The organism is Micromonospora sp. DT44, from assembly GCF_049841635.1.
Lineage (GTDB): Bacteria > Actinomycetota > Actinomycetes > Mycobacteriales > Micromonosporaceae > Micromonospora.
The window spans coordinates 37,730-54,690 of record NZ_JBNCKS010000028.1 but is presented as its reverse complement, the minus strand read 5'-3'; the positions used below and the strand labels follow the sequence as shown (position 1 = coordinate 54,690).

The window sequence follows — 16,961 nt, the reverse complement described above, 5'->3', positions numbered from 1 at the left end:
TAACAGACGATGGCTATTGAAAAGTGTCCTAACTGGACTCTCTGACGGCCCAGATGGTCACCGAAGATTGGCCTGATCTTCGGGCGCTGTGGGAAAAGTCGCTGACCTAACCGGTCTTGACGACGGCCAGTTCGCCAACCTGCTCGCCGATCGTGGTGCACGCCTCGGCCGACATCCCGGCGTCGGTGATGAGGACGTCGGCGGCCTCCAGCGGGGCGATGGTGGCGATGCCGATCGTCTCCCACTTGGTGTGGTCGGCGAGCACCACCAGCCGGCGGGCGGCCCCGATGAGGCACCGGTTCACGCCGGCCTCCAGCAGGTTCGGGGTGGTGAAGCCGGTGCGCGGGCTGAGGCCGTGCACCCCCAGGAAGAGCAGGTCGACGTTGAGCGCGCTGATCGCCGCCTCGGCGACCGGGCCGGTCAGCGCGTCGGACGGGGTACGGATGCCGCCGGTCAGGACGACGGTCTGGTCGGCGCGCGGATTCTGGTAGAGCGCGTCGGCCACCGGGATCGAGTTGGTCACCACGGTCAGCCCGCGCACGTCGGACAGCAGGGTGGCCAGCGCGGCGGTGGTCGTACCGGCGGACAGCGCGATGGCCATCCCCGGCTCCACCATCGTGGCCGCCCGCTCGGCGATGGCCCGCTTCTCGGCCTGCTGACGGATCGACTTCGCGGCAAAGCCGGGCTCGTCGGCCGAGCCGGGACCGGCGAGCGTCGCGCCACCGTGGACCTTGTCCACCAGGCCGCGCTCGGCCAGCACCTCCAGGTCGCGCCGGATCGTCATGTCCGACACGCCGAACCGGCTGACCAGGTGGCTCACCCGCACCCCACCGCGCTGGCGGATCAGGTCGAGGATGGCGCTCTGCCGCTGCTGGGCAAGCATCTGGGGAACCTCCTTCGCGCCGTGGCCGTCGACCACCCTACGACCGGTCCTCGCGGACCACGGCCACCTCGCCGGCCGGCAGGGTCAGCTCACCCGCGCACCGCGTGCCGGTCAACAACTCGACACCGGTCGCCGGGATCCGTACTTCCGACGAGGTGTGGTTGATCGCGAACAGCCAGGTCCGCTCGCCGTCGCGGCGTCGTACCACCTCCACCCCGGTCGGCGCCTGCGCCGCCGGACGGACGCCGGCCTCGTCGAGCAGCCGGGCGACCAGCCGGTCGGTGGCCGGCTCGTCGAGCCGGGCGCCGACGTACCACGCGGCGCCCGCGCCGACCGGCCGCCGCGTGAGCGCCGGCACGCCCGGCAAGGGCCCGTCGGTGTACGACGCCAGCACCTCGGCGTCGTCGGCGTGCAGCCACTCGGTCCACACGTCGACGGTGCCGCCGTCGTCGAGTCCGACGCGCTCGCCCTCGCGCAGCGGAAAGAACTCCTCGGTGCGGACGCCGAGCAGGTCGCGGAACGCGCCGGGGTAACCGCCGAGGCGGATGTGGTCGTTCTCGTCGACGATGCCGCTGAAGTAGGTGACCGCCGCCGTGCCGCCGGCCTCGGTGAATCGGCGCAGCGCCTCGACGTCGGCGTCCCGGACGAGGTAGAGGGTGGGCGCCAGGACCAGTCGGTAACCGCTGAGATCGCTCGACGGGTGGACGATGTCGGCGGTCACGCCGGCCCGCCACAGCGCGCCGTACAACGCGTTGAGACGGTCGGCGTACGTGACGTCGACGCTCGGGTGGGAGTCCAACTCGACCGCCCACCACGCTTCGAAGTCGAACAGGATCGCCACCTCGGCGTCGACCCGGCTGCCGCGTACCTCGGCGAGGGCCGCGAGGTCCGCGCCGAGCTGGCAGACCTCGCGGAACACCTTGGTGTCCGGGCCGGCGTGCGGCACCAGCGCGGAGTGGAACTTCTCGGCTCCGGCCCGGGACGCACGCCACTGGAAGAACAGCACCCCGTCGGCGCCCCGGGCGACGTGAGCCAGGCTGTTGCGGCGGAGCTGGCCGGGGAGCTTCGCGACGTTGCGCGGCTGCCAGTTGACCGCGCTGGTGGAGTGCTCCATCAGCAGCCAGGGCTCGCCACCGGCGACGCCCCGGGTCTGGTCGGCGGCGAGCGCCAACCCGAGGTCGGCCCGGGGGTCGGCGGCGTTCAGGTAGTGGTCGTTGGAGACGAGGTCCACGTCGCCGGCCCAGGAGTGGTAGTCCATGTGCTTGGCCATACCGACCATGAAATTGGTGGTGATCGGTTGGCGGACCAGCGTCTTGAGCGCCTCGCGTTCGGCGCGTAGTTGGGCGCGCTGCTCGTCCGAGGAGAAGCGCAGGAAGTCGAGCTGCTGCGTCGGATTGGCGAACGTCGGCGCGGTGCGCGGCGGATTGATCTCGGCCCAGTCGCCGTAGCGCTGGCTCCAGAACGCGGTGGCCCACGCGTCGTTGAGCCGGTCCAGGTCGCCGTAACGCTCGCGCAGCCACCCCCGGAACGCCTCGGCGCTGACGTCGCAGTAGCAATGCACGTTGTGGCAGCCCAGCTCGTTGGAGACGTGCCACATGACGACGGCGGGGTGCTCGGCGTACCGGCCGGCGACCGCGCGCACCAGCTCCAGGGAGCGCTCGCGGAAAACCGGGGAGCTGGGGCAGTACGCCTGTCGTCCGCCCGGCCAGAGGATCGCGCCGTCGGCCCGTCGGGGCAGCGTCTCCGGGTGCGCGCGGGACAGCCAGGACGGTGGACTGGCGGTGGCGGTGGCCAGGTCGACCTGGATGCCCCCGTCGTGCAGCAGGTCGAGCACACGGTCCAGCCAGCCGAACTCGAACCGACCGGGGTGGGGTTCCAGGCGTGCCCAGGAGAAGATGCCGACGGAGACCAGGTTGACCCCGGCCCGTCGCATCAGCTCGACGTCCTCCGACCAGGTCTGTTCGGGCCACTGCTCAGGGTTGTAGTCGCCTCCGAAGTAGATGCCGTCACCCTGCCATCGCCGCATGACAGGTGAGGGTGCACCGGCCACCCACCGAAGTCAACAGTTTCCAACATCGACTTCGTTTCCAACGTTTACCTCGTAACAGCCGGATCACGACTAGGTTATCAGAGGCGAAAGTACCTCTTGACAGCGGCCTATGGAGAGGTAGCTTGAGGCCCCAACTGGCCGATCGTGTTCGCCAATGTGGATTCTCGGTGGATCACGATGCGTATCTGCCAGGCTCGACCGCTCCTCACCACACCTGATCCCTTGGACGTAGCACCTCTTCATCCGCAGGAGGCACCGATGTCCCGTCCCCGATCACAAGCCGAGTACCTGGCTCGGCTCGTACCGCCCTCCGTCGCAGGCATCAACCGGCGGTCACTGCTGGCCGGCGCGGCCGGCACGGGCGCGCTGCTCAGCACCGGTCTGCTCGCCGGCTGCGGCGACGACTCCGGCTCCGGCGGGTCCAGTAAGGACGTCTCGCTCGGCTCCAACCAGTCCGACCCGAAGCCCAAGGACGTCCTCGCCAAGATCACCGACGGGTTCAAGACCTCGTCCGGCGTCCAGGTCGCGACCAACACGGTCGACCACAACACGTTCCAGGAGAACATCAACAACTACCTGCAGGGCAAGCCGGACGACGTCTTCACCTGGTTCGCCGGCTACCGGATGCGCTTCTTCGCCGCCAAGGGCCTGGCCAGCGACATCAGCGACGTGTGGGGCAAGATCTCCGGCTACTCCGACGCGTTCAAGAAGGCGTCCACCGGCGACGACGGCAAGCAGTACTTCGTGCCGGGGACGTACTACCCGTGGGCGGTCTTCTACCGCAAGTCGGTCTGGCAGCAGCACGGCTACCAGGTACCCACCAAGCTGGACCAGTTCACCGCGCTCGGCGCGCAGATGAAGAAGGACGGCCTCACCCCGATCGCCTTCGCCGACAAGGACGGCTGGCCGGCGATGGGCACGTTCGACATCCTCAACCTGCGGATCAACGGCTACCAGTTCCACGTCGACCTGATGGCCGGCAAGGAGGCCTGGACCTCCGACAAGGTCAAGAAGGTCTTCGACACCTGGGCCGGCCTGCTCCCCCTGCACCAGCCGGACAGCCTCGGCCGCACCTGGCAGGAGGCCGCGCAGTCGTTGCAGCAGAAGAAGAGCGGCATGTACCTGCTGGGCCTCTTCGTCGGTCAGCAGTTCAGCAACGAAGAGCAGGACGACCTCGACTTCTTCACCTTCCCCGAGATCGACCCGGCCATCGGCGCGAAGGCGCTGGACGCCCCGATCGACGGCTACATGATGGCCCGCAAGCCCAAGAACGAGGACAACGCCCGCAAGCTGCTCGAGTACTTCGGTGGCAAGGCCGCCGCGGACATCAACCTCAAGAACGACCCGGCCGTCCTCGTCGCCAACAGCGGCGCGGACGTCGGCGGCTACACGGCGCTGCAGAAGAAGGCCGCGGAGCTGGTCGGGTCGGCCACCGAGATCGCCCAGTTCCTCGACCGGGACACCCGGCCGGACTTCGCCTCCACGGTGATGATCCCGGCGATCCAGCAGTTCATCAAGAACCCGAAGGACATCGACGGGCTGACATCGTCCATCGAGAACCAGAAGAAGTCGATCTTCACTGACTGACGGCGGAAGGGGGAGGACCTCGTGTCCGACCTACCCCTGATCCAAGCGGATCGCGCCGTGCCGCCGCCGCCGGCGACCACCTCCACGGGTGGTCGTCGCCGGCGGCTACGGCTCCTGTCCCCCACCGACCGCGTGGTCATCACGCTGATGGTGCTCGTCCCACTGCTGCTCGTCACCGCGCTCGTCTGGCTGCCGGCCCTCGCGACCGTGGTGCTGTCCGGCACCGACTGGGACGGCATCGGTCCACTCAACGAGATCGAGTTCGTCGGCGGGCGCAACTACAGCGACGTGGTGAACATCTACCCGCCGTTCGTGCCGGCGATCCAACACAACCTGCTCTGGCTGGCCGTGCTGTTCGTGGTCGCCACGCCGTTCGGCATGTTCCTGGCCGTACTGCTCGACAAGGAGCTACGCGGCAGCCGCTTCTACCAGACGGCGCTGTACCTGCCGGTGGTGCTCTCGCTGGCGCTGATCGGCTTCGTCTGGCAGCTGCTCTACTCCCGTGACCAGGGTCTGATCAACGCCGTCCTCGGCACCGGCACCGACTGGTACGGCGACTCGAACGTCAACATCTGGGCGGTCATGGTCGCCTCCGGTTGGCGACACGTCGGCTACATCATGCTGCTCTACCTGGCCGGGCTGAAGGGCGTCGACCCGTCGCTGCGCGAGGCCGCCGCCGTCGACGGCGCCTCCGAGGTCCGGACGTTCTTCCGGGTCGTGTTCCCGGTGCTGCGACCGATCAACATCATCGTGCTGGTGGTGACCGTGATCGAGTCGCTGCGCGCGTTCGACCTGGTCTGGGTCGTCAACAAAGGCCGCAACGGCCTGGAGTTGATCTCCGCGCTGGTCACCCAGAACGTGGTGGGTGAGGCGAGCCGGATCGGCTTCGGCTCGGCGCTGGCGACGATCATGCTGGTCGTCTCGCTGGTCTTCATCACCATCTACCTGGCGACCGTGATGAGGGAGAACCGGGAATGAGCGTCGACACCCCGATCCGCCGACGCAAGCTGACCCCGCTGCGGATACTGCTGCACGGCTTCCTCATCGCGGTGGCGCTGATCTGGCTCTTCCCGATCGCCTGGGCGGTCCTCACGTCGTTCCGCTCGTACCAGTACACCGCCGCCAACGGCTACGTCTCGTTCGGCGGCTGGACCATCGACAACTACGTCACGGCCTGGGATCAGGCGGAGTTCGGCAAGCACTTCCTCAACTCGGTCTACATCACGGTGCCGGCGGTGCTGCTGACGCTCTTCCTCGCCTCCTGCGTGGCGTTCGTCATCGCCCGGTTCAGCTGGAAGATCAACCTGCTCCTGCTCGGGGTGTTCACCGCCGCCAACCTGCTGCCGCAACAGGCGCTGCTCATCCCGCTGTTCCGACTGTTCACCGAGGTGCCGTTGCCGGAGTTCATGAGCGACTCCGAGCTGCTCTACGACAGCTACTGGGGCCTGATCCTGATCAACGTCGCCTTCCAGTGCGGGTTCTGCGTCTTCGTGCTCAGCAACTACATGAAGGCGCTCCCCCACGACCTGTACGAGGCGGCGATGGTCGACGGCGCGAGCGTCTGGCGGCAGTACTGGCAGATCACCATGCCGCTGTGCCGGCCGGCCCTGGCCGCGCTGGCCACCCTGGAGGTGACCTGGATCTATAACGAGTTCTTCTGGGCCACCGTCCTCATGCGTACCGGTGACAAGTTCCCGGTGACCAGCTCACTCAACAACCTTCGCGGCCAGTTCTTCACCGACAACAACCTGGTCTCGGCGGGCAGCGTGCTCGTCGCGATCCCCACCCTCGTGATCTTCTTTATGCTCCAGCGGCACTTCGTCCGGGGCCTGACCTTGGGAGCCTCCAAAGGATGACCATCCTGCACCTGCGCCGCGGGCGGACCTGCCTGGTACTCGACGCGCGCGGCCCGGGGCTGCCCCGCGTGGCCCACTGGGGTGGCGACATCGGCGACCTGGACGACGACGGCCTGCGCCACCTCGTGGACGCCACCGTGCCACCGGTGGTGCCGAGCAGCTTCGACGAGCCACCCGTGCTGTCGCTGCTGCCGGAGGCGAGCGCCGGTTGGAGCGGTCGACCGGGGTTGGCCGGGCACCGCGACGGGCGGGACTGGTCCACCGCGTTCCGACTCGACGGCCTCGCCGTCGACGAGCCGGCCGACGCCCCGGCCCGGGTCACCGTACGGGCGTCGGACGAGGCCGCCGGGCTGTCCCTGACCATCGAGATCACGCTCGACCCGTACGGCCTGCTGACCATCCGGCACCGGCTCCGCAACGACGGCGACGGCCCGTACGAGGTGCGGGAGCTGACCCCGGTGCTCCCGGTGCCGGCGGTCGCCACCGAACTGCTCGACCTGACCGGCCGCTGGTGCCGCGAACGCTCGCCGCAGCGGCACCCGTGGCAGCACGGCGCGTGGGTCCGCGAGGGGCGGCACGGTCGCACCGGACACGACGCCACACTGCTGCTGGTGGCCGGCACCGCCGGGTTCGATTTCGGCCACGGCGAGATCTGGGCGGTGCACACCGCGTGGAGCGGCGACCACCTCACCGTCGCCGAACGCCGACCCACCGGCGACTCCACCCTCGGAGGCGGGGAGCTGCTGGCCCCCGGCGAGATCCGACTCGCCCCCGGCGAGGCGTACGAGACTCCACTGCTCTACGCCGTCTGGTCCGACGAGGGGCTGGACGGACTCAGCGACGTACTCCACTCGCACGTGCGGGCGCGGCCCGGACACCCGCGATCGCCGCGCCCGGTGACCCTCAACGTCTGGGAGGCGGTCTACTTCGACCACGACCTGGACCGGCTGCGGGCCCTCGCCGACCGCGCCGCGCAGATCGGCGTGGAACGGTTCGTGCTCGACGACGGCTGGTTCCGCGGCCGGCGCGACGACACGGCCGGGCTGGGCGACTGGTACGTCGACGAGGACGTCTGGCCTGACGGCCTGCAACCGCTCATCGACCACGTGACCGGCCACGGCCTTCAGTTCGGCCTGTGGGTGGAGCCGGAGATGGTCAACCCCGACTCGGACCTGTTCCGCGCGCACGCCGACTGGCTGCTGACCCTGCCGGGGCGGCTGCCGCCCGCCTGGCGCCGACAGCAGGTGCTCGACCTGGGCCGCACTGAGGCGTACGACTACGTGCTGCAACGCCTCGACGCGCTGCTCACCGAGCATCCCGGGATCAGCTACCTCAAGTGGGACCACAACCGGGACCTCACCGAGGCGGGGCACCACGGCCGACCCGGGGTGCACGGGCAGACCCTCGCGGTCTACCGCCTCCTCGACGAGCTGCGTCGACGCCACCCCGGCGTGGAGATCGAGAGCTGCTCGTCCGGGGGCGCCCGGGTGGACCTGGCCATCCTGGCCCGCACCGACCGGGTCTGGGCCAGCGACTGCAACGACGCCCTGGAACGGCTCGGCATCCAGCGCTGGACCGGTCTGCTCCTGCCGCCGGAGCTCGTCGGCACGCACATCGGGCCGCAGCGCTCGCACACCACCCACCGCGTACACGACCTGGGTTTCCGGGCGGCCACGGCGCTGTTCGGTCACCACGGCATCGAGTGGGACATCGCCTCGATCAGCGCCGCCGAACAGGCCGAGCTGACCGCCTGGGTGGCGCTGCACAAGCGGCTGCGTCCGCTGCTGCACTCCGGGCGGGTGGTCCGGGTCGACCACCCGGACCCGGCCGTCTGGGCGCACGGCGTGGTCGAGAAGGACAAGACCCGAGCGGTGTACGCGGTGGCCCGGCTCACCACCTCGGTGGCGCAGACCCCGGGCGCGGTACGGCTGCCCGGCCTCGACCCGGCGCGGCGTTACCGGGTGCGCCCGGTCCCGGACGTGCCACCTCCGGCGACGATCGACCTTTCCGGGCCGCCCTGGCTGGCGTCCGGCGTCACGCTCAGCGGAGCGGCGCTGGCCCGGGTGGGCGTGCAGCTACCCGCGCTGCACCCCGAACAGAGCCTGCTGTTCGAGGTCGACGAGGTCGGCTAGAAATTTCTTACCTCCGGGGTGTCGAGAACGGTGTCGTCGGCTTCTACCTCAGGGTGAGAGCACCGACCACGGTGCGCGGGCGTGAGGAGCGAAACGATGAAGTACATGCTGTTGATGCAGTTCAGCGCCACCGGGACCGACTTCCCGGGCATCGACACCTGGACGCAGGACGAGGTCCGGGCGCACGTCGCGTTCATGGGTGAGGTCAACGAGAAGCTGGCTGCCGATGGCGAGTGGGTCGACGCGCAGGGCCTCGGCGGCCCGCAGCAGGCGCGGATCGTGCGCGCCGGCGAGGGCGGTGCGCCGGTCGTCACCGAGGGCCCGTTCGCCGAGACGAAGGAGTTCCTCGCGGGCTTCTGGATCGTCGACGTCGAGAGCCCGCAGCGGGCGGTGGACTTGGCCGCGCACATCTCCACCGCGCCCGGCCCCGGTGGCCGGCCCCTGAACATGCCGATCGAGGTGCATCCGGTGATGTCCGCTCCGTCGCAGGAGCTGTGAGCGCTGACCGCCGACCTTCGCATCGAGGACCTGCTGCGCGAACTGGCGCCGCAGGTCCTCGGCGTGCTCACCCGTCGGTTCGGTGACTTCGCCACCGCCGAGGACGCCGTACAGGAGGCGCTGCTCGCCGCCGCCGGCCAGTGGCCGGCCGACGGGCTGCCGACGAACCCCTGCGGCTGGCTGATCCAGGTCGGCTACCGCCGGATGATCGAGCTGGTCCGCGGCGAGCAGGCCCGGCGTCGCCGCGAGGACCTGGTCACCCGTCAGGACCCGGACGACCGGCGGTACGCGCCAGCCCCGGACGAGGAGCTGTCCGCCGAGCGGGACGACACCCTGGTCCTGCTCTTCCTCTGCTGTCATCCGGCGCTCGCCGCGGCGTCGGCCGTCGCGTTGACCCTGCGCGCGGTCGGCGGTCTGAGCACGGCCGAGATCGCCCGCGCGTTCCTGGTGCCCGAGGCGACCATGGCGCAGCGGATCAGCCGGGCAAAGCAGCGGATCCGCACGTCCGGGCTGCCGTTCCGGATGCCCGAGGAGGCGGAGCGGGCCGATCGGCTGGCGGCCGTCCGACAGGTGCTCTACCTGATCTTCACCGAGGGGCACACCACCACCGCCGGCCCGGACCTACGCCGTGTCGACCTCGCGGCCGAGGCGATCCGGCTGACCCGGGCGCTGCACGTACGCCTGCCCGACGACAGTGAGACCGCCGGACTGCTCGCGTTGCTGCTGCTCACGGAGGCGCGCAGCCCGGCACGAACCGGTCCCTCCGGGGAGCTGATCCCACTGGCCGAGCAGGATCGCGGCCGCTGGGACGCGGCGGCCATCGCCGAAGGCATCGCACTGGTCACGGCGGCGCTGCCGCGCGGCCCGGTCGGCCCCTACCAGGTGCAGGCCGCCATCGCCGCGCTGCACGACGAGGCTCCCGGCACCGACGCGACCGACTGGCCCCAGATCCTGGCGCTGTACGACGTGCTGGAACGGGTGGCCGGCACCCCGGTGGTGGCACTCAACCGGGCCGTCGCGATCGCCATGGTGCACGGGCCGTCGGCCGGCCTCCGGGCTCTCGACGCGCTGGCGGACGATCCCCGGCTGGCAGAACACCACCGGCTGCCCGCCGCCCGCGCGCACCTGCACGAGATGGCCGGCGACCGGGAACGGGCCATCGCGGACTACCGGGATGCCGCCGCCCGCACGAGCAGCCTCCCCGAACAGCGCTACCTCACCATGCGCGCCGCCCGCCTGGCCGCCGAGTCCCGGGGTCGACCAGGGCCGACGCAGCCGCAGCAATCCCCCGACGCGCTCTGAGCAGGGTCGAGTTCTGACCCGTCACCGAGCAGCCTTCGCCACCGACGGCCCGCCACCACGCCCTCGCCCCACGACGGCTCAGCACGCCCACGCCCCCGACGGCCCGCCCACCACGCCCACGCCCCCGACGGCCCACCCATCACGCCCACGCCCACATCAGCGATCCGGACCTCGCCTCGTCAAGAGCTCCGGTCGGATTTGCCCCGCCGGCCAGGCGTAGGGGTCTGCTCGCTGCCTTTGGAGCTGATGTCGTAGACGATTCACGCGTTGACCCGACCGGGCCCGCTCTCCACACGATTCGCTTACGGCATCAGCTCCAAAGGACCCGCATGGCGTGTGCCGGGCGGGGACAAGACGCGGACAACGCGACGCCGGAGAGGCGGGCAGCGCGACCCGGGGGAGGTGACGCGGGCAACGCGACGTGCGGGGCGCGACGTGAGGGAAGCGACGGCCCGGCCGGACGGTCGACGGCATTAGCCTGGGTAGCGACGCTCCGATCACGGCCGGCTGGCCGCCGGCAGCATGACGATCGCGAACCGAGGACTGAGGGGCCGTATGGCGTACGTGCTGCTGGGAATCGCCATCCTCGCCGAAGTGGTGGCGACCAGCCTGATCAAGAGCACCGCCGGGTTCACCCGCGTCTGGCCGACACTGGGCTGCCTCACCGGTTACGTGCTGGCCTTCCTCCTGCTCGCCCAGGCCGTCAAGGAGATACCGGTCGGTGTCGCGTACGCCCTCTGGTCGGGCCTGGGCACCGCGGCCATCGTGGCGATCGGCGCGGTGTTCCTGGGTGAGTCGGTCGGGCCGGTCAAGCTCGTGGGCATCGCGCTGATCATCGCGGGCGTGGTCATCGTGAACCTGACCGGCGAGCAGCACTGACCGGGAAGCAGCAGCGACCGCGTTCGGGCACCCGAAGGACGCGATGGCCGGGCCCGATGCGGGCCCGGCCATCTGGATTTGCTCGCCGCAGGTCGCTCACCTGGCGGTGCAGCTCACCTGCGGTGTGGGGTTGGTGCCGCTCCAGCCGCCGAGGAAGCCGAAGGTGGCGCTGGCGCCGGCGGCCAGTCGGCCGTTGTAGTCGGCGTTCCGCGCGGTCACCGTGGAACCGCTGCTGGTGACCGTCGCGTTCCAGGACTGCGTGACGCTCTGGCCGTTGGCGAGGGTCCACCGGGTGGTCCAGCCGGTGATCGCCGACGCTCCTGCGGTCACGCGCACCTCACCCTGGAAGCCGCCCTGCCACTGGTTGGTGATGGTGTACGTGGCCGAGCAGCCACCGGCCGGCGGCGGAGTGGTCGGCGGGGGCGTCGTGGGAGGGGGCGTCGTCGGCGGGGGCGTCGTGGGAGGGGGCGTCGTCGGCGGGGGCGTGGTGGGAGGGGGCGTGGTGGTCGGCGGGGTGCCGCCGAAAACGGTGGCCTCGCGGGACGTCTGCCGGATGCCGTTGACGCCGTTGAAGACCCGCTGCCCCCAGGTGGTCAGGCTGGCCGGGTTGAAGGCGGTGGCCATGTCGAGATACTCGACGCCACCCCCGTTGCCGCTCCACGACCAGCCGAGCCAACCGATCCCGTTGGCCTGGCTGTACGCGAGGATGGTGTCCTCGTCCGGGTCGCCGTCGGAGTGGTTGAAGCCGAACTCACCGACCACGATGGGCAGCCCCGCCGTCCGGAACCGGCCCAGATAGTCGGTGATCTCGGCAGCGGTGTCGAAGACGCCGTACATGTGGATGGAGAAGAGCGTGTTGCGGGCCGGGTCGGCGGCGAAGACCGACGCGGCGTTGTCGCGCATCGTGAACGACCAGTCCTGGCCCCAGTTCGGGGCGTCCACCATGATGGTGTGGGTCAGGCCCCCGGTCCGCAGCCTCTTGATCGCGTTGGCGCTGTCGGTGGCCCACGACGCGTAGTTCTGGTTGCCGTACGGCTCGTTGCCGATGTTGACGATGACGTACCGCTCCTGGCCGACCAGCACGTCCTTCAGGCTGAGCCAGTAGTCGACGGCACGGTCGAGGGTGATCGCGCCGCTCTGCTCGCCGTACCCGGTCGTGTCATGAACTTCCAGCACGCAGATCAGCCGGTTGGCCTTGCAGAGCGAGATGACGTTGGCGACGTCGGCGTTGGTGTTCCGGGTCCAGCGGTCGCCGCTGGCGAGCACCACCCGCACGGTGTTCGCGCCGAGCGCCTTGACGTTGGCGAACGAGCTGGTCTGCTGCGGGTACCAGGTGTGCGCGTGGTTGACGCCGCGCATGACAAATTCGGCGCCGTTGGCGTCGTACAGCTTGCCGCCCGCGACGGAGAAGCCGGCCGCGGCGTGCGCCGGTTGACCGAACGCCAGCACGGCCAGCAGCAGCGCGAGCAGGGCGGCGCCGACGGCGGAGAGTCGAGTCTTCATGGCCTTCCTCAGGGAGGACCCCCGATGCCCGGCAGGGGTGGGGTACGACAGGGGAAGGCGGCTGCAGCCCGACAGCCGCCGCCCGACTCCCGGCGGCGCGCATCAGCCTAGGGCGATGGATCAGCCCTCGCAACCGGTTCAGTAGAACGCTCGAAGGGGCGGACGGCCGTGACGGCCCGCGCGGACGCGGGCCGTCACGGGGCGGTCATCCCCACCACAGGATGTGCGCCACACCGAGGGTCTTAACCGGTTAAGAGGACCGTAGGCGGGTCCACGACATCCGTCAAGCATCGCCCGGGCGAACCGGACGGGAGGGTTGACCGTTGCTGACCTGGGTATCCCGGGACGAACCGTCGGCGAGAAGGAGATAACGGGATGGTGAGCGTCGGCTACACCCTGATGTGCGAGCAGGCCGGACCGAAGCAACTGGTGGACCACGCGGTGCGAGCCGAGGCGGCCGGCTTCGACCAACTGGTCATGTCCGACCACTACTACCCGTGGCTGGACTCGCAGGGCCACTCCCCGTACGCCTGGTCGGTGCTCGGCGCGGTCGCGCACGCCACCTCCCGCGCGGAGCTGATGTCCTTCGTGACCTGCCCGATCCGCCGCTACCACCCGGCCGTGGTCGCCCAGAAGGCCAGCACCATCGGCGCGCTCTCGGACGGGCGTTTCACCCTCGGCCTGGGCGCCGGGGAGAACCTCAACGAGCACGTGGTCGGCGGCTGGCCGCACGTGCAGCAGCGCCACGAGATGTTCGAGGAGGCGTTGCAGATCATCCGTCCGCTGCTCAACGGCGAGACGTTGACCTTCTCCGGGAACCACTTCGACGTACCCGACGCCTACGTCTGGGACCGCCCCGAGCGGCCCGTCCCGATGGCGATCGCCGCCTCCGGCCGGCAGTCCGCCACGCTCGCCGCCGAGTACGGCAACGGTCTCGTCGCCACCGAGCCCGACCGGCACATCATCGGGATGTACGACGACGCGGGCGGTGCCGGCCAGCCCCGCTACGGGCAGGTGGCGATCTGCTACGGCCCGGACGAGGCCGAGTGCCGCAAGATCGTGCACGACCAGTTCCGCTGGTTCGGGATGGGCTGGAAGGTCAACGCCGACCTGCCGGGGCCGGAGTCCTTCGCCGCCGCCACCCAGTTCGTCCGGGAGGAGGACGTCGCCGAGGGCATCTCCTGCGGCCCGGACGTGGAAGCGCACGTCGACGCGTTCCGCAAGTTCGTCGACGCCGGCTTCACGCACGTGGCGATCATCCAGGTCGGCGGGGAGACCCAGCCGATGTTCCTGGACTGGGCACAGGATCAGCTACTGCCCCGGCTCCGCGAGCTGTGAGCCACCCGACGAGCCGCCAACGGATCCGGCCGGCCGGGCTCACGCCCGCCGGCCGGTTCGGGTTGGCCGAGCTGCGGTTCGCCCTGGCCGCTCCCCGGCCGGCCGCCGGCCTCACCAGCGACTGGCGGCCCGTCGACGGACTGCGCACCCACACCCGGCGAAGCGCCGCGCCGGACGCCGGGGCCACGCCCGTGGTGCTGGTGCACGGCCTCGCCGTCTCGCACCGCTATCTCACCCCGCTGGCCGTCGCGCTCGCCAGGACCCACCCGGTGTACGTGCCGGACCTGCCCGGCTTCGGTCTGAGCGATCACCCCCGGGGCGCGTACGACGTCGCGCGGCACGCCGACCACCTGGCCGCCTGGCTGGCCGCGTACCGGCTGCCGCCGGTCTGCCTGGTGGGGCACTCGTTCGGCGCGGAGGTCGCCGCCGCGGTCGCCGCGAACCACCCGGACGCGGTACGCGCGCTGGTGCTCGCCGGGCCGACCAGTGACCCGGTCGCCCGGTCCCGACGCGCCCTGTTCGGCCGGTGGCTGGTGGACACGCTGCGCGAGGCCCCGATGCAGGCGCCGATCCTGGTTCGGGACATCTGGGACGCCCGGCCCTGGCGGGTCTTCGCGACGCTGTCGCACTCGGTGCGCAACGCGATCGAGGCCGACCTCGTGCGGATCAACACGCCGACCCTCGTGCTGGCCGGTGAGCGCGACCCGGTGGTGCCGGCGCGGTGGCGCGACCAGGCGAGCCGACTGGTGCCGGACGCCGACCTGACCGTCGTACCGGGTGCCGCGCACAACGTGGTCACCACCGCGCCGACGGCGGTCGCGGACGCGATCCGCCATCTGCTCAGCCCACAGCCCGCACTCACGGACAGGTGAACCTCATGCGCTTCGGTAACACGGAGATCCGCCCGCCCGGTGGTGGCCCCGGCTGCCTCCTGATGATCCTCTTCTCGATCGTGGCCTCGGTGGTGCTGACCGTGCTGCTCAACCTGGTGCTCTGAGGCGTCGTCAGCGGCGCAGACCCAGTGCGCTCAGCACCTCGCGGGAGGCCACCCGGGCCGGGTCGAGCACCGCGCGTCGGGTCCACCGGGCCGCCGGAGTGACGGTGGCCCGCCAGACCACGCGCAGGCCACGCGCCACCGGCATGACAGTCACCGACCAGACCCAGCGGATGCCCGACAGCAGCGGGCGTACGGTGTGCCGCCACAGCCAGCGCAGCCCCAGCCCGACCGGGCGCAGCAGCAGTCGGTAGAACCACCGCAACAGCCAGCCGGCGGTCCGCCACGCCCCCACCAGCGCGGTCACGACCAGCCGGCCGAACCCGACGACGAGCCACCAGACTCCCCGCGCCAGGCCGACCACGACCCACCGGACCCCCCGCGCCAACGCGACGAGCGCGGCGCCCACCGCCCCGGCGAGCACGGCGACGCCGCGCCACAGCAGCCGCCCGGCGGGGGCGAGGGCCGCGCCCAGCCAGCGCAGCGGCCGCACGACCAGGTGCTCGGCCAGCCAGACCAGCACCCGGCCCAGGGCCACCAGAGGTGGGCGCAGGCCGTGGCGGGCCAGCCACACCAGCGGCAGCCAGACAAGCGTGCGGGCCACCCACGCCACGCCGCGTCCCAGCCACACCAGCGGCACCCAGACGAGATTGCGGGCCACCCACGCGGCACCCCGGGCCAGCCACACCAGCGGCACCCACACCAGGTTGCGGGCCACCCAGCGCAGCGGACGCCACAGTAGACGGTCGGCGCACCAGAGCAGCGGACGCCACACCAGCCGGTCCAGGGCCCAGACCAACGGGGCCACCAGCCAGTCGCGCAGGAACCGTCCAACCGGGGTGAGCAGGTACCGGCCCAGCAGCCGGCCGGCAGCCGCGATCAGCTCCCAGAGCAGGCGTACCGGCAGCACGAAGACCAGCGCGACACCGCGCGCGACGGCCGCGACGAGCGGCAGTGCGACGGTGTCCGGCTCGGCCGTGCCGACCGCCGACGGGGCTCGGGCCGCGAGCGTCACCGTCGGCGCGGCCGGCCGGTCGGTCGGCGGCCCGGACAGCGGCGGACGGAGGGTGGGGCGGTCGGTCACGGTGGGCACGGTAGCCCGACGACGCCATCCGCCGAGGCCCCGGCGCGGTCACAGGTCGATGGTGGCCAGCAGTGGGTAGTGGTCGGAGGCTGTGTCCGTCGCCGCGTCGCGGATCACCCGGCAGCCGCGTACCCGCTCGGCCACCGCACGGCTGCCCAACAGGTAGTCCAGCCGCATCCCGGCGAATTCCGCGCCGCCGAACCGGGTCGGGACGGTCAGACCCGCGGCCTCCGGCGCGTCGGCGTTGGCGCACGGCCACAGGTCGACCAGGTCGGCGGCGAGCAGCCGGGCGACCGCGCGGGTGTCCACGGCACCGCCGCGCCGACGGAGGTGCCGTCGCTTGTAGAGAGCGGGCAGTCCGTCCAGACGAGCGGTGTGATCGACCGTCGGGTCGAGCGAGTTGAGGTCACCGGCGAGCAGGGTCAACGGCCCGGGGGCGCGGCGCAGGGCAGCGACCAGCCAGTCGACCTCCATCCGTCGACGGCCTCCGGAGTACGGGTACAGGTGGGTGCCGACAACGGTGAGCGGCCCGGCCGGGGTGGACACCACGACGCGGGCCGCGGCGTGGTGCAACGGCCGACGCAGGGGCCCTGCGGCGAGCACCCGGTACGGCGGCCGGACCAGCACCGCCACCGGCTGCCCGAAGCAGGACCGGGCCAGGTGGGGCGTCATCCCGACCCGGTCCGCAATGGTGTCCATCAGCCCCGCCCGGTCGAAGCCGCGCAGCTCCTGCAACGCCAACACGTCCGGCGCCTGCTGGTCGACGACCTGGACCACCCGATCCAGCCGGTCGGAGCCGCCACGGTCCCGGCCGCCGGTACGGATGTTCCAGGTCATCAACCGCAGCATCGCGGC

14 protein-coding genes are annotated in these 16,961 nt (G+C 71.1%); 9 read left to right on the top strand and 5 right to left on the bottom strand.

Annotated elements, in window-relative coordinates; genetic code table 11:
• Positions 1–106: 106 nt before the first annotated feature.
• Both ACLQ25_RS17715 and ACLQ25_RS17710 read right to left on the bottom strand, forming a co-directional pair.
• A complete protein-coding gene (locus tag ACLQ25_RS17715) occupies positions 107–883 on the bottom strand; it encodes a DeoR/GlpR family DNA-binding transcription regulator (protein ID WP_355051810.1) in 777 nt (258 codons plus the stop codon).
• A gap of 37 nt (positions 884–920) precedes the next feature.
• Entirely contained in the window at positions 921–2,909 is a 1,989-nt protein-coding gene (locus tag ACLQ25_RS17710; RefSeq protein WP_425731955.1) for a beta-galactosidase, read from the bottom strand.
• Positions 2,910–3,191: 282 nt separating this feature from the next.
• Between ACLQ25_RS17710 and ACLQ25_RS17705 the strand changes: the two genes are divergently transcribed.
• From ACLQ25_RS17705 to ACLQ25_RS17675, 7 genes are all read left to right on the top strand, one after another.
• Positions 3,192–4,520 carry an ABC transporter substrate-binding protein gene (locus tag ACLQ25_RS17705; protein ID WP_425731954.1) on the top strand — a complete coding sequence of 443 codons (1,329 nt, stop codon included), beginning with the start codon at positions 3,192–3,194 and terminating at the stop codon, positions 4,518–4,520.
• Positions 4,521–4,541: 21 nt separating this feature from the next.
• A complete protein-coding gene (locus ACLQ25_RS17700) occupies positions 4,542–5,498 on the top strand; it encodes a carbohydrate ABC transporter permease (RefSeq protein ID WP_425731953.1) in 957 nt (318 codons plus the stop codon).
• Positions 5,495–6,376, top strand: coding sequence for a carbohydrate ABC transporter permease (locus tag ACLQ25_RS17695; protein WP_425731952.1), 882 nt, complete (start codon positions 5,495–5,497; stop codon positions 6,374–6,376). Before ACLQ25_RS17700 ends, ACLQ25_RS17695 begins: the two co-directional genes overlap by 4 nt.
• Entirely contained in the window at positions 6,373–8,508 is a 2,136-nt protein-coding gene (locus ACLQ25_RS17690) for an alpha-galactosidase (protein WP_425731951.1), read from the top strand. The genes ACLQ25_RS17695 and ACLQ25_RS17690 overlap by 4 nt, the downstream gene beginning before the upstream one ends.
• Positions 8,509–8,604: 96 nt before the next feature.
• The gene (locus tag ACLQ25_RS17685; protein ID WP_425731950.1) at positions 8,605–9,006 is read left to right on the top strand and encodes a YciI family protein; all 402 of its coding nucleotides are present in this window, start codon (positions 8,605–8,607) and stop codon (positions 9,004–9,006) included.
• 3 nt (positions 9,007–9,009) lie between these two features.
• On the top strand, positions 9,010–10,308 hold the full coding sequence (locus ACLQ25_RS17680) for an RNA polymerase sigma factor (protein ID WP_425731981.1): 1,299 nt from the start codon (positions 9,010–9,012) through the stop codon (positions 10,306–10,308).
• 555 nt (positions 10,309–10,863) lie between these two features.
• Positions 10,864–11,187, top strand: a complete 324-nt coding sequence (locus tag ACLQ25_RS17675; RefSeq protein WP_425731949.1) for a DMT family transporter — start codon at positions 10,864–10,866, stop codon at positions 11,185–11,187.
• 96 nt (positions 11,188–11,283) lie between these two features.
• Here ACLQ25_RS17675 and ACLQ25_RS17670 read toward each other — a convergent pair whose 3' ends face one another.
• Positions 11,284–12,690 (bottom strand): cellulase family glycosylhydrolase, encoded by a 1,407-nt coding sequence (locus ACLQ25_RS17670; protein WP_425731948.1) that lies wholly within the window; start codon positions 12,688–12,690, stop codon positions 11,284–11,286.
• A 375-nt stretch (positions 12,691–13,065) separates the two neighbouring features.
• On the opposite strand from ACLQ25_RS17670, the gene ACLQ25_RS17665 reads away from it, so the two are divergent.
• Positions 13,066–14,028: a TIGR03557 family F420-dependent LLM class oxidoreductase gene (locus ACLQ25_RS17665; protein ID WP_425731947.1), complete on the top strand. Its 963-nt coding sequence runs from the start codon at positions 13,066–13,068 to the stop codon at positions 14,026–14,028.
• Positions 14,025–14,900 carry an alpha/beta fold hydrolase gene (locus ACLQ25_RS17660; RefSeq protein ID WP_425731946.1) on the top strand — a complete coding sequence of 292 codons (876 nt, stop codon included), beginning with the start codon at positions 14,025–14,027 and terminating at the stop codon, positions 14,898–14,900. Before ACLQ25_RS17665 ends, ACLQ25_RS17660 begins: the two co-directional genes overlap by 4 nt.
• A 132-nt stretch (positions 14,901–15,032) precedes the next feature.
• Here the strand turns inward: ACLQ25_RS17660 and ACLQ25_RS17655 are convergent, their stop codons facing one another.
• The gene (locus ACLQ25_RS17655) at positions 15,033–16,106 is read right to left on the bottom strand and encodes a hypothetical protein (RefSeq protein ID WP_425731945.1); all 1,074 of its coding nucleotides are present in this window, start codon (positions 16,104–16,106) and stop codon (positions 15,033–15,035) included.
• Between the two features lie 48 nt (positions 16,107–16,154).
• The gene (locus ACLQ25_RS17650) at positions 16,155–16,955 is read right to left on the bottom strand and encodes an endonuclease/exonuclease/phosphatase family protein (protein ID WP_425731944.1); all 801 of its coding nucleotides are present in this window, start codon (positions 16,953–16,955) and stop codon (positions 16,155–16,157) included.
• Between the last annotated feature and the right edge of the window lie 6 nt (positions 16,956–16,961).

Bases quoted from the DNA above. Each gene is read 5' to 3' on its own strand.
- ACLQ25_RS17715 (WP_355051810.1), bottom strand. From the start codon at position 883: ATGCTTGCCCAGCAGCGGCAGAGCGCCATCCTCGACCTGATCCGCCAG.
- ACLQ25_RS17710 (WP_425731955.1), bottom strand. From the start codon at position 2,909: ATGCGGCGATGGCAGGGTGACGGCATCTACTTCGGAGGCGACTACAAC.
- ACLQ25_RS17705 (WP_425731954.1), top strand. From the start codon at position 3,192: ATGTCCCGTCCCCGATCACAAGCCGAGTACCTGGCTCGGCTCGTACCG.
- ACLQ25_RS17695 (WP_425731952.1), top strand. From the start codon at position 5,495: ATGAGCGTCGACACCCCGATCCGCCGACGCAAGCTGACCCCGCTGCGG.
- ACLQ25_RS17690 (WP_425731951.1), top strand. From the start codon at position 6,373: ATGACCATCCTGCACCTGCGCCGCGGGCGGACCTGCCTGGTACTCGAC.
- ACLQ25_RS17685 (WP_425731950.1), top strand. From the start codon at position 8,605: ATGAAGTACATGCTGTTGATGCAGTTCAGCGCCACCGGGACCGACTTC.
- ACLQ25_RS17675 (WP_425731949.1), top strand. From the start codon at position 10,864: ATGGCGTACGTGCTGCTGGGAATCGCCATCCTCGCCGAAGTGGTGGCG.
- ACLQ25_RS17670 (WP_425731948.1), bottom strand. From the start codon at position 12,690: ATGAAGACTCGACTCTCCGCCGTCGGCGCCGCCCTGCTCGCGCTGCTG.
- ACLQ25_RS17665 (WP_425731947.1), top strand. From the start codon at position 13,066: ATGGTGAGCGTCGGCTACACCCTGATGTGCGAGCAGGCCGGACCGAAG.
- ACLQ25_RS17650 (WP_425731944.1), bottom strand. From the start codon at position 16,955: ATGCTGCGGTTGATGACCTGGAACATCCGTACCGGCGGCCGGGACCGT.